Consider the following 13,864-nt stretch of genomic DNA (forward strand, 5'->3'; position numbering starts at 1 on the left):
CTACAACATCTGTAACGTGCAGCGGCCTACAAGGGTGATTCGGGAAGAATTGATCGCCCGTTTGATCGGGTGGAATGGTTGAAAACCTATCCAAGAGGATTTTGAAATGGCAGAGATTACTGCAGCGTTGGTTAAAGAACTGCGTGAGCGTACCGGCGAAGGCATGATGGATTGCAAAAAGGCCTTGACCAAGGCTGGCGGCGACATCGAAAAAGCCATTGATGACATGCGTGCTTCGGGCGCCATCAAGGCTGCCAAGAAAGCAGGCAACGTTGCTGCTGAAGGCGCCATCGCGCTGAAAGAAGACGGTAAATCCGCAGTTCTGCTGGAAGTGAACTCGCAGACCGACTTCCTGGCTCTGCAGGACGACTTCAAGGCATTTGTTGCTGCCAGCATTGAGAAAGCGTTCGCTGACAAGCTGACTGACGCCGCTCCGCTGATCGCCGCTCAAGAAGCTGATCGCCTGGTACTGGTCGGCAAGGTTGGCGAAAACGTCAACATCCGTCGCCTGGCTCGCGTTGAAGGTGATGTTGTCGGTGGTTACCTGCACGGCAACAAGATCGGCGTTGTGGTTGCCCTTAAAGGCGGCAGCGTTGAGCTGGCCAAAGACATCGCTATGCACGTAGCGGCCAGCAACCCTGAATTCCTGCTGCCATCGGAAGTGTCCGCTGAAGCCATCGAACGCGAAAAAGCGGTGTTCCTGAGCCTCAACGCTGACAAGATCGCGGGCAAGCCAGAAAACATCGTTGAAAACATGATCAAAGGCCGTATCAGCAAGTTCCTGGCTGAAGCGAGCCTGGTTGAGCAGGCGTTCGTCAAGAACCCTGAAATCAAGGTTGGCGAACTGGCCAAGAAAGCCGGTGCTGAAATCGTTTCCTTCACTTACTACAAAGTAGGCGAAGGCATCGAGAAGCCGGTCGACAACTTCGCTGAAGAAGTTGCTGCCCAGCTGGCTGCCGCCAAGCAATAAGACGGTTTTCAACTGTCGCCCGAAAGAGGCTGCCCGCTCACGCGCGCAGCCTCTTTTCAAATGGGAAGGCTAATTTTATTTGGCTTCCCTTCGGAACTGGCTTACAAAGCCGTGTTCCGATGGCGCTGTGATAGCGTCCAGCTAGAGTGAACGCAAGCCGTAAACGGCTCGCCAAGAATTTTTTAAAATACGCCGCAGGAGAGATTCGCAATGGCTCAGCAGGGCAGTGGTTATCAGGCTCGCTATAAACGCATTCTACTCAAGCTCAGCGGCGAGGCCCTGATGGGCTCGGAAGAGTTCGGGATCGATCCCAAGGTGCTCGACCGCATGGCGCTGGAAGTTGGCCAATTGGTCGGCATCGGCGTGCAGGTCGGCCTGGTGATTGGCGGTGGCAACCTGTTCCGCGGTGCCGCACTGAGTGCGGCGGGCATGGACCGGGTCACCGGCGACCACATGGGCATGCTGGCCACTGTGATGAACGCCCTGGCCATGCGCGATGCCCTGGAGCGCGCCAACATCTCGGCGATCGTGATGTCGGCTATTTCCATGGTAGGCGTGACCGATCACTATGACCGTCGCAAAGCCATGCGCCACCTGAACGCCAAGGAAGTGGTCATCTTCGCCGCCGGTACCGGCAACCCGTTCTTCACCACCGACTCGGCCGCATGCCTGCGTGCGATTGAAATCGATGCTGACGTCGTGTTGAAAGCGACCAAAGTCGACGGCGTATACACTGCAGATCCATTCAAAGACCCGCATGCCGAGAAGTTCGATCATCTGACCTACGATGAAGTGCTGGATCGCAAGCTGGGCGTGATGGACCTGACGGCAATTTGCCTGTGCCGCGACCACAAGATGCCGCTGCGCGTATTTAACATGAACAAGCCCGGCGCCCTGCTGAACATCGTACACGGCGGCGCGGAAGGCACTCTGATCGAGGAAGGCCAACAATGATCAACGAAATCAAGAAAGACGCCCAAGCGCGTATGCACAAATCCCTGGAGTCTCTGGCCCATGCGTTCGGCCAGATTCGTACAGGCAAGGCGCACCCCAGCATTCTGGGGAGCGTGATGGTGCCGTACTACGGTGCCGACACCTCCATCACCCAAGTGGCCAATATCACCGTAAAAGACTCGCGCACCCTGCAAGTCGTTGCCTTCGAGCGCAACATGCTCGCGGCGGTCGACAAGGCGATCCAGAGCGCCGGCCTGAACCTCAACCCGACCAACCTGGGCGAGTTGCTGCTGATTTCCATGCCTGCCCTGACTGAAGAAACCCGCAAGGGCTTCACCAAGCAGGCGCGCAGCGCAGCAGAAGATGCACGTGTTGCCGTGCGCAACATCCGTCGCGATGCCCTGGGCGAGCTGAAGAAGCTGGTCAAGGACAAGGAAATCAGCGAAGACGAAGAGCGCCGTGCGGCGGCTGACATCCAGAAGCTGACCGACAAGGCCGAAGCTGATATCGATGCGGCCACCAAGCAAAAAGAAGCGGACTTGATGGCCGTATAAGGGTCAGGGCGCTTTCATGGAAAAGACCAAGCAGACTGTGCCCTCCGTGGTGCCGCGCCATGTCGCGATCATCATGGATGGGAATAATCGCTGGGCGAAAAAACGCTTCCTGCCTGGCGTCGCCGGGCACAAAGCGGGTGTCGATGCGGTACGGGCAGTGATCGAGGTGTGCGCCGAGGCCAAGGTCGAAGTGTTGACCTTGTTCGCGTTTTCCAGTGAAAACTGGCAGCGCCCGGCCGAGGAAGTCAGTGCCTTGATGGATCTGTTCTTCAGGGCTCTGCGTCGTGAGGCCAAGCGCCTCAACGACAACAACATCACGCTGCGCATCATTGGTGATCGCTCGCGGTTCCACCCGGAGCTGCAAGCGGCCATGCGTGAGGCTGAAGCCATTACCGCCGGCAGTAACCGTTTTGTGCTGCAGATTGCCGCCAACTACGGTGGCCAGTGGGACATCGCCCAGGCTGCGCAACGGCTTGCCCGCGAAGTGCAGGCCGGCCACCTGCAGCCGGACGAAATCACGCCCGAACTGTTGCAGACCTGCCTGGTTACCGGCGACCTGCCGCTGCCGGACTTGTGCATCCGTACCGGTGGCGAGCACCGCATCAGTAATTTCCTGTTGTGGCAGTTGGCCTATACCGAGCTGTATTTCTCCGACCTGTTCTGGCCGGACTTCAAACACGATGCCATGCGTAAAGCGCTGGCCGATTTCGCTTCCCGTCAGCGTCGCTTCGGTAAAACGAGCGAGCAGATCGAAGCTGGAGCCCGGGTTTAATGCTTAAACAACGAATCATCACTGCACTGATCCTGCTGCCGATTGCCTTGTGTGGCTTTTTTCTGCTCGACGGATCCGGCTTTGCGCTGTTCATCGGCCTGGTCGTGACGCTTGGTGCCTGGGAATGGGCGCGCCTGGCCGGCTTCAGTGCGCAGTTGCCGCGGGTGGTGTATGCCGCCATCGTGGCGCTGTTGCTGTTCCTGATGTACATCCTCCCGGATCTCGCTCCTTGGGTGTTGGGTGCGGCAGTGCTGTGGTGGGCGTTGGCGACCTTCCTGGTGTTGACTTATCCGCGCACCAGCAGCCAGTGGTCCAGTGTTGCCTGCAAGCTGGTGATCGGCTTGTTGATTCTGCTGCCGGCCTGGCAAGGGCTGGTGGAGATCAAGCGTTTTCCGATCGGCAATGAGTTGATCCTGGCGGTGATGGTGTTGGTCTGGGGTGCCGATATCGGTGCCTACTTCTCCGGTCGGGCCTTCGGCAAGCGCAAGCTGGCGCCGGCGGTCAGTCCGGGCAAGAGCTGGGAGGGCGTGTACGGCGGCCTGGCCTTGACCTTGGTGATCACGCTCGTGGTTGGTGTTGTGCGTGGCTGGTCGGTGAAAGAGCTGTGCCTGGCCTTGCTGGGCGCGGCCATCGTCGTATTGATCTCGGTCGTGGGCGACCTCACCGAGAGCATGTTCAAGCGCCAGGCCGGGATCAAGGACAGCAGCAATCTGTTGCCGGGTCATGGCGGCGTGCTGGACCGTATCGACAGTCTGACCGCTGCGATCCCGATCTTTGCCGTGCTGTTGTGGATGGCTGCGTCGTGAGCCGCCTGCAACAGGTCACCGTGCTGGGTGCGACCGGCTCGGTAGGGTTGAGCGCCCTGGATGTGATCGCGCGCCACCCGGAACGCTATCAAGTTTTCGCATTGACCGGCTTCTCTCGCCTGACTGAGCTGCTGGCGCTGTGCGTGCGCCATGCGCCACGTTTTGCCGTCGTGCCTGGGGTCGCCGCCGCGCGAGGCTTGCAGGATGACCTGCGCGCCGCCGGCCTGGCTACTCAGGTGCTGGTGGGCGAGGAAGGGTTGTGTCAGGTGTCGGCCGATGCCGAGGTGGATGCCGTGGTGGCGGCCATCGTCGGCGCCGCTGGCTTGCGCCCGACCCTGGCTGCCGTCGATGCGGGCAAGAAGATCCTGCTGGCTAATAAAGAAGCGCTGGTCATGTCCGGCACGCTCTTTATGCAGGCGGTGCGCAAGAGCGGGGCGGTATTGCTGCCGCTCGACAGTGAGCACAACGCGATTTTCCAGTGCATGCCCGGCGATTTTGCCCGCGGCCTGAGCCAGGTCGGTGTACGCCGGATTTTGCTGACAGCATCCGGTGGACCTTTTCGCAAAACTCCGCTGGCGGACCTGGAGCATGTGTCTCCGGATCAGGCGTGCGCCCATCCGAACTGGTCCATGGGGCGCAAGATCTCCGTGGATTCGGCCAGCATGATGAACAAGGGCCTGGAGTTGATCGAGGCCTGCTGGTTGTTCGATGCGCGGCCCGATCAGGTCGAGGTGGTGATTCATCCGCAAAGTGTGATTCATTCCCTGGTCGACTATGTGGATGGCTCGGTGCTGGCGCAGTTGGGTAACCCCGACATGCGGACGCCGATCGCCAATGCCCTGGCCTGGCCTGAACGGATCGATTCCGGTGTTGCACCGTTGGACCTGTTCGCGATTGCACGCCTGGACTTCGAGGCACCGGACGAGCAGCGCTTTCCATGCCTGCGCCTGGCGCGGCAAGCTGCGGAGGCGGGCAACAGCGCGCCAGCGATGCTCAATGCGGCTAACGAGGTGGCGGTGGCGGCGTTTCTCGAACAGCGCATCCGCTTTCCGCAGATCGCGAGTATCATCGAGGATGTTCTGAGTCTTGAGCCCGTGGTGGCTGTGAATGATCTGGGGGCAGTGTTCGAGGCGGATGCCAAGGCCCGCGCCCTGGCCGAACAATGGTTGAACCGCAACGCGCGTTAGTCTTTGGGCGTGTTTGCGTCTTCAGGCACTGGATTGGAATGCGGAGAAATTAGATGAGTGCGCTTTACATGATTGTCGGCACCCTGGTTGCTCTGGGTGTGCTGGTTACCTTCCACGAATTCGGCCACTTCTGGGTGGCGCGTCGTTGCGGCGTCAAGGTACTGCGCTTTTCCGTTGGTTTCGGCATGCCGTTGCTGCGTTGGCACGACCGCCGTGGCACCGAGTTCGTGATCGCGGCCATCCCCTTGGGCGGCTACGTCAAGATGCTCGATGAGCGCGAAGGCGAAGTGCCGGCGGATCAACTGGATCAGTCCTTCAATCGCAAGACCGTTCGTCAGCGCATCGCTATTGTCGCCGCCGGCCCGATCGCCAATTTCCTGTTGGCCATGGTGTTCTTCTGGTTCCTGGCCATGCTCGGCAGCGAACAGATACGTCCGGTGATCGGCGCGGTTGAAGCGGACAGCATGGCGGCGAAGGCGGGATTGGTCGCCGGGCAGGAAATTGTTTCCATTGATGGCGAACCAACCACCGGTTGGGGCGCGGTCAATTTGCAGTTGGTACGTCGCCTGGGCGAAAGCGGCACCGTCAAGGTGGTGGTGCGCGAGCAGGACTCTTCCGCCGAGACCCCGCGTGAACTGGCCCTCGACCATTGGCTCAAGGGGGCCGATGAGCCGGACCCGATCAAGTCCCTGGGTATTCGCCCATGGCGCCCGGCCTTGCCGCCGGTGCTCGCCGAGCTTGACCCGAAAGGCCCGGCCCAGGCCGCAGGTCTGAAAACCGGCGACCGCCTGCTGGCCCTCGATGGCCAGGCGCTGGGCGACTGGCAGCAAGTGGTCGACCTGGTGCGTGTACGGCCTGATACCAAAATTGTGCTGAAAGTTGAGCGCGATGGTGCTCAAATCGACGTCCCCGTGACCCTGGCGGTTCGCGGGGAAGCCAAGGCGGCCGGGGGTTACCTCGGTGCCGGCGTGAAAAGCCCGGAGTGGCCGCCGTCGATGATGCGCGAGGTCAGTTTCGGGCCGTTGGCGGCAATTGGCGAGGGTGCGAAACGCACTTGGACCATGAGCGTGCTGACTCTCGAATCGCTCAAGAAAATGTTGTTCGGCGAGCTCTCGGTAAAAAACTTGAGTGGGCCGATAACCATTGCTAAAGTGGCGGGCGCTTCTGCCCAGTCGGGTGTCGCGGATTTCCTGAATTTCCTGGCTTATCTGAGTATTAGCCTTGGGGTTCTGAATTTGTTGCCCATTCCAGTATTGGATGGGGGGCATCTGTTGTTTTATCTGGTCGAGTGGGTGCGTGGTCGCCCCTTGTCGGATCGGGTGCAGGGTTGGGGGATACAGATCGGTATCAGTTTGGTGGTCGGGGTGATGTTGTTAGCCTTGGTCAACGATCTGGGACGACTGTAACGCTTCGCTGAATTGCGAATCTGCCGCATTTTGCGGCAGTTTGTTTATTGCCAGTTGGAATAAGAAAGGACTTCATGAAACGTCTGCTGCTAACTGCGGTTCTCACCGTATTGATGATCGCCGAAGTTCACGCCGAGTCCTTCACTATCTCCGATATTCGCGTCAACGGCCTCCAGCGGGTTTCCGCGGGTAGCGTCTTTGGTGCCTTGCCGTTGAACGTCGGGGAACAGGCTGATGACCGTCGCCTGGTGGAATCCACTCGTGCGCTGTTCAAAACGGGGTTCTTTCAAGATATCCAACTGGGTCGCGAAGGTAACGTCCTGGTCATCACCGTCGTCGAGCGACCTTCTGTCGCCAGTATCGAGATCGAGGGTAACAAGGCGATCTCCACTGAAGACCTGATGAAGGGCCTCAAGCAATCCGGCCTGGCCGAGGGCGAGATCTTCCAGCGCGCCACCCTCGAGGGTGTGCGTAACGAGCTGCAACGCCAGTACGTTGCCCAGGGCCGCTACTCCGCGACCGTGGAAACGGAAGTGGTCCCGCAGCCTCGTAACCGTGTCGGCCTCAAGGTCAACATCAACGAAGGCACCGTGGCGGCCATTCAGCACATCAACGTGGTGGGCAACACCAAGTTCCCTGATGAAGACCTGATCGGCCTGTTCGAGCTCAAGACCACCAACTGGCTGTCGTTCTTCAAGAACGACGACAAGTACGCCCGTGAAAAACTCTCCGGTGACCTGGAGCGCTTGCGTTCCTACTACCTGGACCGTGGCTATATCAACATGGATATCGCTTCGACCCAGGTGTCCATCACCCCTGACAAGAAGCATGTGTACATCACCGTCAACGTCAACGAGGGTGAGAAGTACAAGGTCCGCGACGTCAAGCTCAGCGGCGACTTGAAAGTGCCTGAAGACCAGGTCAAGGCCCTGTTGCTGGTGCAGAAAGACCAGGTGTTCTCGCGCAAGCTGATGACCACCACGTCCGAACTGATCACCCGTCGCCTGGGTAACGAAGGCTATACCTTCGCCAACGTCAACGGCGTGCCGACCCCGCACGATGACGACCACACCGTGGACATCACCTTCGTGGTCGACCCGGGCAAGCGTGCCTACGTGAACCGCATCAACTTCCGTGGCAACACCAAGTCTGCGGACGAAGTGCTGCGTCGTGAAATGCGTCAGATGGAAGGTGGCTGGGCGTCGACCTACCTGATCGACCAGTCCAAGACCCGTCTTGAACGTCTGGGTTTCTTCAAGGAAGTCAACGTCGAAACCCCGGCCGTACCGGGTGTGGACGACCAGGTTGACGTGAACTACGCCGTTGAAGAACAAGCCTCGGGCTCGATCACCGCCAGCGTCGGTTTCGCACAGAGTGCCGGCCTGATCCTCGGTGGTTCGATCACCCAGAACAACTTCCTCGGTACCGGTAACAAGGTTTCCATCGGCCTGACTCGCAGCGAATACCAGAGCCGCTATAACTTCGGTTATGTCGACCCCTACTGGACCGCTGACGGTGTGAGCCTGGGCTACAACGCCTTCTATCGCACCACCGACTACAAAGACCTCGACGTCAACGTTGCCAGCTATGCGATCGACAGCCTGGGTGCCGGCGTCAACATCGGTTACCCGATCAGTGAGACCTCGCGTCTGACCTTCGGCCTGACCGCGCAGCAGGATAAGATCAAGACCGGTGTGTACACCGTGGATGAGATCTTCGACTTCACCCGTCGTGAAGGCGACCAGTTCCTGAACTTCAAGGCGTCTGCCGGCTGGTCCGAGTCGACCCTGAACAAAGGCGTACTGGCCACCCGTGGTCACTCCCAGAGCGTGACCCTGGAAGCCACCACGCCGGGCAGCGACCTGTCGTTCTTCAAGCTCGACTACCGTGGCCAGTTGTTCCAGCCTTTGAGCGACAACTACACCATGCGCCTGCACACTGAACTGGGCTATGGCGACGGTTATGGTTCGACCAGCGGCTTGCCGTTCTATGAGAACTACTATGCAGGTGGTTTCAACTCGGTTCGCGGCTTCAAGGACAGCACCTTGGGTCCTCGTGGTACCCCTAGCCGTGGCGCTGGCGTGACCGGTAACACCGGCACCGTGGCGGATACGGACACTAGCGCACTGCCATTCGGTGGTAACGTGCTGATCCAGGGTGGTGCCGAGATCCTGTTCCCGCTGCCGTTCGTGAAAGATCAGCGGTCCCTGCGTACTTCGGTTTTCTGGGATGTGGGTAACGTATTCGACTCCAAGTGCGATCAGGTCACCAACCCGACTGGCGTGAAGTCCAATACCCAGTGTAACGAAGTAAGCCTCAGCAACCTGGCGAGCTCCGTAGGTGTTGGCGTGACGTGGGTGACTGCGCTTGGTCCGTTGAGCTTTGCTCTGGCCATGCCAGTCAAGAAACCGGATAACGCTGAAACCCAGATTTTCCAATTCTCCCTCGGCCAGACGTTCTAAGCGTCTGACCCAAGATAACGACAACGGATCTGTAGGAGTACATCGTGCGTAAGTTGACTCAATTGGTTCTGCTGGCCACTGTGCTGGTAACCACCCCGGCCTTCGCCGAGATGAAAATCGCCGTCCTGAACTATCAGATGGCCCTGCTGGAATCCGACGCGGCCAAGAAGTACGCGGTGGATGCCGAGAAGAAGTTCGGTCCGCAACTGACCAAGCTCAAAACGTTGGAAAGCAGTGCCAAGGGCATCCAGGATCGTCTGGTAGCCGGTGGCGACAAGATGCAGCAAGGCGAGCGCGAGCGCCTGGAGCTTGAATTCAAGCAAAAGGCCCGTGACTACCAGTTCCAGTCCAAGGAGCTGAACGAAGCCAAGGCTGTTGCCGACCGCGAAATGCTCAAGCAGCTCAAGCCGAAACTCGACAGCGCTGTGGAAGAAGTCATCAAGAAAGGTGCCTTTGACCTGGTGTTCGAGCGCGGCGCCGTGATTGACGTCAAGCCTCAATACGACATCACCCGCCAGGTGATCGAGCGCATGAACCAGCTGAAGTAAGCCATGACCGCGACTATCAAGCTCGGCGAGTTGGCCGAGTTCCTGGGAGCCACCTTGCGTGGTTCCCCGGAGAAAGAAATCACTGGGCTAGCCACCTTGCAGGAGGCTGGCCCATCTCAGTTGAGCTTCCTCGCAAATCCCCAATACCGTAAATACCTGGCCGATAGCCAAGCCGCAGCCCTGCTGCTGAAGGCTGCTGACGCCGAGGGTTACGCCGGGGATGCGCTGGTGGTGCCTGATCCGTACCTCGCTTATGCGCGGGTATCCCACCTGTTCGATCCGAAACCCAAGGCGGCTGGAGGGATTCACCCGACGGCGGTGATCGCCGATGATGCCCAGGTTGATCCTGCGGCGAGCATTGGCGCCTTTGCCGTGATCGAAAGTGGCGCGCGCATTGGCGCCGGTGTCACCGTGGGCGCTCAGTGCTTTATCGGCGCACGCTGTGAAATCGGTGCCGATGGCTGGCTGGCGCCCCGCGTGACCCTGTACCACGATGTGCGTATCGGGCAGCGGGTGGTCATTCAGTCGGGCGCGGTGATCGGTGGTGAAGGCTTCGGTTTTGCCAATTCGAAAGGCGTTTGGCACAAGATTGCCCAGGTCGGCGGCGTATTGATCGGCGACGATGTGGAAATCGGCGTCAATACCGCTGTTGATCGCGGGGCTTTGGCCGATACCGTGATCGGCAATGGCGTGAAGCTCGATAACCAGATCCAGATTGCCCACAACGTACAGATTGGCGATCACACCGCCATGGCGGCCTGCGTAGGCATATCCGGCAGCACCAAGATCGGCAAGCATTGCATGCTCGCCGGTGGCGTAGGGCTGGTGGGCCACATCGATATTTGCGACAACGTCTTCATCACCGGCATGACCATGGTCACCCACTCGATTACCGAGCCCGGTGCCTATTCGTCCGGTACCGCCATGCAGCCTGCGGCTGAATGGCGCAAGAGTGCGGCGCGTTTGAGGCACATCGACGACATGGCTCGACGTCTCAAGCAGCTGGAAAAGCGTGTTGGGGACGTGACCCCTGGCGGTAATGCTTCATCAGAAGGCTGATACCATTTCCATATCAAGTGTGCACAGCCGCTAGACTGCCTCCTTGATTTGCTAGCGGGGCGTGCGTTTAGTCGCCCGCCCCCAATCTTTATTACAGGCTTCCCCCCGAAATGATGGACATCAACGAGATTCGCGAATACCTGCCTCACCGTTACCCGTTCCTGCTGGTGGACCGTGTAGTGGACCTCAATGTTGAGGAAAAGCGCATTCGTGCCTACAAGAATGTCAGCATCAACGAACCGTTCTTCAATGGCCACTTTCCCGCGCATCCGATCATGCCGGGCGTGTTGATCATTGAAGCAATGGCCCAGGCTGCCGGTATCCTTGGTTTCAAAATGCTCGACCTCAAGCCTGCCGACGGCACGCTTTATTATTTCGTGGGCTCCGACAAGTTGCGTTTCCGCAACCCGGTCACCCCGGGTGACCAGTTGATCCTGGAAGCCAAGTTCATCAGCTGCAAGCGCCAGATCTGGAAGTTCGAATGCCAGGCCTCGGTGGATGGCAAGCCGGTGTGCTCCGCCGAAATCATCTGCGCGGAACGCAAACTATGAGTTTGATTGACCCTCGCGCAATCATCGATCCGTCGGCCGTACTGGCCGCCGACGTTGAGGTCGGCCCTTGGTCGATCGTCGGCGCAGGTGTGGAAATCGGCGAGGGGACTGTCATCGGGCCGCACGTGATCCTCAAGGGACCGACCCGCATTGGCAGGCACAATCGCATCTATCAGTTTTCCTCGATAGGCGAAGACACCCCCGACATGAAGTACAAGGGGGAAGAAACACGCCTGGTAATCGGTGATCACAACATCATTCGTGAAGGCGTGACCATTCACCGTGGCACCGTGCAGGACCGTGCCGAGACCACGTTGGGTGATCACAACCTGGTCATGGCCTACGCGCATATCGGCCACGACAGCGTGATCGGCAACCACTGCATCCTGGTCAACAACACCGCGTTGGCAGGCCATGTACACGTTGACGATTGGGCGATCCTGTCCGGTTTCACCCTGGTGCATCAGTACTGCCACATCGGCGCCCATAGTTTTTCCGGCATGGGCACGGCTATCGGCAAGGATGTCCCGGCGTTCGTCACGGTGTTCGGCAACCCTGCCGAAGCCCGCAGCATGAACTTCGAAGGCATGCGCCGTCGGGGTTTCAGCGACGATGCGATCCACGCCCTGCGTCGCGCCTACAAGGTGGTTTACCGCCAGGGCCTGACGGTTGAGCAGGCATTGGCTGAACTGACCGAGCCGGCAATGTTGTTCCCGGAAGTCGCGGTGTTCCGTGACTCGATCCAGGCGTCGACCCGCGGCATCACGCGCTGATCATGGCCAATCTGCGTATCGCATTGGTCGCCGGGGAAGCTTCCGGCGATATCCTGGGCGCGGGGCTGATGCGGGCGCTCAAGGCCCAGCATCCAGCGGTCGAGTTCATTGGCGTGGGCGGCCCGTTGATGCAGGCCGAGGGCCTCACCTCCTACTTCCCCATGGAGCGCTTGTCGGTCATGGGGTTGGTGGAAGTGCTGGGCCGTCTGCGTGAGCTGCTGGCACGGCGCAAGCTGCTGATTCAGACCCTGATCCAAGAAAAGCCTGACGTGTTCATCGGAATCGACGCGCCGGATTTTACCCTCAATATCGAACTCAAGTTGCGTCAGGCCGGGATCAAGACCGTGCATTACGTCAGCCCGTCCGTGTGGGCGTGGCGGCAGAAGCGCGTGCTGAAGATCCGCGAAGGCTGTGATTTGATGCTGACCTTGCTGCCGTTCGAAGCCCGTTTCTACGAAGAGAAGGGCGTGCCGGTGCGGTTTGTCGGGCACACGCTGGCCGACACCATCCCGCTGCACGCCGATCGTGCTGCGGCGCGTGCCGAACTGGGCTTGCCGGACGGCCCGCTGGTCGCGCTGATGCCGGGCAGTCGGGGTGGCGAAGTGGGCCGCCTGGGCGCGCTGTTTTTTGATGCCGCCGAGCGCCTGCTGATCATGAAGCCTGGCGTGCGCTTTGTGCTGCCGTGTGCGAGCCTGCAACGTCGCGCACAAATCGAAACCTTGCTGCAAGGGCGCAACCTGCCGTTGACCCTGCTCGATGGTCAGTCGCACCTGGCCCTGGCGGCGTGCGACGCGGTGCTGATCGCCTCGGGTACCGCGACCCTGGAGGCGTTGCTGTACAAGCGTCCGATGGTCGTGGCTTACCGCCTGGCGCCGCTGACCTTCTGGATTCTCAAGCGCATGGTTAAAAGCCCCTACATCTCCTTGCCCAATCTGCTGGCCCAGCGCCTGTTGGTGCCGGAATTGTTGCAGGACGATGCAACGCCCGCAGCCCTGGCGCAGACGCTACTCCCCTTGATCGACGGCGGCGAAGAGCAGACCCGCGGCTTTGACGAGATCCACCGCACCCTGCGGCGCGATGCGTCAAACCAGGCGGCGGATGCCGTGTTGACCTTGATCGGCCATAAACAGGAAGCCCTATGACGACGCAAATGGGGCTGGATTTCAGCCTGGTCGCGCAAGCCCACGAACTGGTGGCCGGCGTGGATGAAGTCGGGCGCGGCCCGCTCTGTGGTGCCGTGGTGACGGCGGCGGTGATTCTTGACCCGAACCGGCCGATCCTCGGCCTCAACGACTCGAAGAAACTCACCGAAGCGCGTCGGGAAAAACTCTTCGACGAGATCTGTGAAAAAGCCCTGAGCTGGCATATTGCCCGGGCCGAAGTCGAAGAGATCGACGAGTTGAATATCCTCCACGCCACCATGCTTGCCATGCAGCGCGCCGTCGAGGGCCTGCATATCACCCCGAAACTGGCGATGATCGATGGCAATCGCTGCCCGAAACTGGCGATGCCGGCTGAAGCGGTGGTCAAGGGTGATAGTAAGGTGCCTGCCATCGCGGCCGCCTCGATTCTGGCCAAGGTCAGCCGTGACCGTGAAATGGCTGCGTTCGAATTGGTCTACCCCGGCTATGGCATCGCGGGCCATAAAGGCTACCCGACGCCCGTTCATCTGGAAGCGCTGGCCCGTCTCGGCCCGACGCCGATCCACCGCCGCTCGTTCGCCCCGGTGCGCCTGGCTTACGAACAGCGCGAGAGCCTCAGCGAGGTTTAGTCGCGAGGCTGATGTTTTTGCCCAGGCCCGGTACAATCCCGGGCCTTGTTG

At 59.8% G+C, this 13,864-nt stretch carries 14 protein-coding genes; all 14 read left to right on the top strand.

What is annotated here, in order from left to right:
* The first annotated feature begins 106 nt into the window (after nucleotides 1-106).
* Nucleotides 107-970 (top strand): translation elongation factor Ts, encoded by an 864-nt coding sequence (gene tsf, locus ACP7E3_RS19160; RefSeq protein ID WP_046384467.1) that lies wholly within the window; start codon nucleotides 107-109, stop codon nucleotides 968-970.
* A gap of 210 nt (nucleotides 971-1,180) precedes the next feature.
* Nucleotides 1,181-1,924, top strand: a complete 744-nt coding sequence (gene pyrH / locus ACP7E3_RS19165) for a UMP kinase (RefSeq protein ID WP_003172271.1) — start codon at nucleotides 1,181-1,183, stop codon at nucleotides 1,922-1,924.
* Nucleotides 1,921-2,478, top strand: a complete 558-nt coding sequence (frr, locus tag ACP7E3_RS19170; protein ID WP_046384466.1) for a ribosome recycling factor — start codon at nucleotides 1,921-1,923, stop codon at nucleotides 2,476-2,478. The genes pyrH and frr overlap by 4 nt, the downstream gene beginning before the upstream one ends.
* A 16-nt stretch (nucleotides 2,479-2,494) precedes the next feature.
* Nucleotides 2,495-3,250: a polyprenyl diphosphate synthase gene (uppS, locus tag ACP7E3_RS19175; protein WP_017844743.1), complete on the top strand. Its 756-nt coding sequence runs from the start codon at nucleotides 2,495-2,497 to the stop codon at nucleotides 3,248-3,250.
* The gene (locus tag ACP7E3_RS19180; RefSeq protein WP_017844744.1) at nucleotides 3,250-4,056 is read left to right on the top strand and encodes a phosphatidate cytidylyltransferase; all 807 of its coding nucleotides are present in this window, start codon (nucleotides 3,250-3,252) and stop codon (nucleotides 4,054-4,056) included. Before uppS ends, ACP7E3_RS19180 begins: the two co-directional genes overlap by 1 nt.
* Nucleotides 4,053-5,243 carry a 1-deoxy-D-xylulose-5-phosphate reductoisomerase gene (gene ispC, locus ACP7E3_RS19185; RefSeq protein WP_017844745.1) on the top strand — a complete coding sequence of 397 codons (1,191 nt, stop codon included), beginning with the start codon at nucleotides 4,053-4,055 and terminating at the stop codon, nucleotides 5,241-5,243. The genes ACP7E3_RS19180 and ispC overlap by 4 nt, the downstream gene beginning before the upstream one ends.
* Before the next feature lie 53 nt (nucleotides 5,244-5,296).
* Nucleotides 5,297-6,649, top strand: a complete 1,353-nt coding sequence (gene rseP / locus ACP7E3_RS19190; protein WP_017844746.1) for a sigma E protease regulator RseP — start codon at nucleotides 5,297-5,299, stop codon at nucleotides 6,647-6,649.
* A gap of 74 nt (nucleotides 6,650-6,723) precedes the next feature.
* Entirely contained in the window at nucleotides 6,724-9,111 is a 2,388-nt protein-coding gene (bamA, locus tag ACP7E3_RS19195; protein WP_108525960.1) for an outer membrane protein assembly factor BamA, read from the top strand.
* A 44-nt stretch (nucleotides 9,112-9,155) separates the two neighbouring features.
* On the top strand, nucleotides 9,156-9,659 hold the full coding sequence (locus ACP7E3_RS19200; RefSeq protein WP_003172279.1) for an OmpH family outer membrane protein: 504 nt from the start codon (nucleotides 9,156-9,158) through the stop codon (nucleotides 9,657-9,659).
* Nucleotides 9,660-9,662: 3 nt separating this feature from the next.
* On the top strand, nucleotides 9,663-10,718 hold the full coding sequence (lpxD, locus tag ACP7E3_RS19205; RefSeq protein WP_017844748.1) for a UDP-3-O-(3-hydroxymyristoyl)glucosamine N-acyltransferase: 1,056 nt from the start codon (nucleotides 9,663-9,665) through the stop codon (nucleotides 10,716-10,718).
* Between the two features lie 110 nt (nucleotides 10,719-10,828).
* Nucleotides 10,829-11,269, top strand: a complete 441-nt coding sequence (gene fabZ, locus ACP7E3_RS19210) for a 3-hydroxyacyl-ACP dehydratase FabZ (protein ID WP_003172281.1) — start codon at nucleotides 10,829-10,831, stop codon at nucleotides 11,267-11,269.
* Nucleotides 11,266-12,042: an acyl-ACP--UDP-N-acetylglucosamine O-acyltransferase gene (gene lpxA / locus ACP7E3_RS19215; RefSeq protein WP_046384462.1), complete on the top strand. Its 777-nt coding sequence runs from the start codon at nucleotides 11,266-11,268 to the stop codon at nucleotides 12,040-12,042. Before fabZ ends, lpxA begins: the two co-directional genes overlap by 4 nt.
* 2 nt (nucleotides 12,043-12,044) lie before the next feature.
* A complete protein-coding gene (gene lpxB / locus ACP7E3_RS19220) occupies nucleotides 12,045-13,184 on the top strand; it encodes a lipid-A-disaccharide synthase (protein ID WP_126589170.1) in 1,140 nt (379 codons plus the stop codon).
* On the top strand, nucleotides 13,181-13,813 hold the full coding sequence (gene rnhB / locus ACP7E3_RS19225; protein ID WP_426124080.1) for a ribonuclease HII: 633 nt from the start codon (nucleotides 13,181-13,183) through the stop codon (nucleotides 13,811-13,813). The genes lpxB and rnhB overlap by 4 nt, the downstream gene beginning before the upstream one ends.
* Nucleotides 13,814-13,864 lie beyond the last annotated feature (51 nt).

Origin of the sequence: Pseudomonas sp. PSPC2-3, from assembly GCF_049898265.1 — a bacterium.
Classification (GTDB): domain Bacteria; phylum Pseudomonadota; class Gammaproteobacteria; order Pseudomonadales; family Pseudomonadaceae; genus Aquipseudomonas; species Aquipseudomonas veronii.

Bases quoted from the DNA above. Each gene is read 5' to 3' on its own strand.
- lpxA (WP_046384462.1), top strand. From the start codon at position 11,266: ATGAGTTTGATTGACCCTCGCGCAATCATCGATCCGTCGGCCGTACTG.
- bamA (WP_108525960.1), top strand. From the start codon at position 6,724: ATGAAACGTCTGCTGCTAACTGCGGTTCTCACCGTATTGATGATCGCC.
- fabZ (WP_003172281.1), top strand. From the start codon at position 10,829: ATGATGGACATCAACGAGATTCGCGAATACCTGCCTCACCGTTACCCG.
- uppS (WP_017844743.1), top strand. From the start codon at position 2,495: ATGGAAAAGACCAAGCAGACTGTGCCCTCCGTGGTGCCGCGCCATGTC.
- pyrH (WP_003172271.1), top strand. From the start codon at position 1,181: ATGGCTCAGCAGGGCAGTGGTTATCAGGCTCGCTATAAACGCATTCTA.
- rseP (WP_017844746.1), top strand. From the start codon at position 5,297: ATGAGTGCGCTTTACATGATTGTCGGCACCCTGGTTGCTCTGGGTGTG.
- lpxB (WP_126589170.1), top strand. From the start codon at position 12,045: ATGGCCAATCTGCGTATCGCATTGGTCGCCGGGGAAGCTTCCGGCGAT.
- lpxD (WP_017844748.1), top strand. From the start codon at position 9,663: ATGACCGCGACTATCAAGCTCGGCGAGTTGGCCGAGTTCCTGGGAGCC.
- frr (WP_046384466.1), top strand. From the start codon at position 1,921: ATGATCAACGAAATCAAGAAAGACGCCCAAGCGCGTATGCACAAATCC.
- ACP7E3_RS19180 (WP_017844744.1), top strand. From the start codon at position 3,250: ATGCTTAAACAACGAATCATCACTGCACTGATCCTGCTGCCGATTGCC.
- tsf (WP_046384467.1), top strand. From the start codon at position 107: ATGGCAGAGATTACTGCAGCGTTGGTTAAAGAACTGCGTGAGCGTACC.
- rnhB (WP_426124080.1), top strand. From the start codon at position 13,181: ATGACGACGCAAATGGGGCTGGATTTCAGCCTGGTCGCGCAAGCCCAC.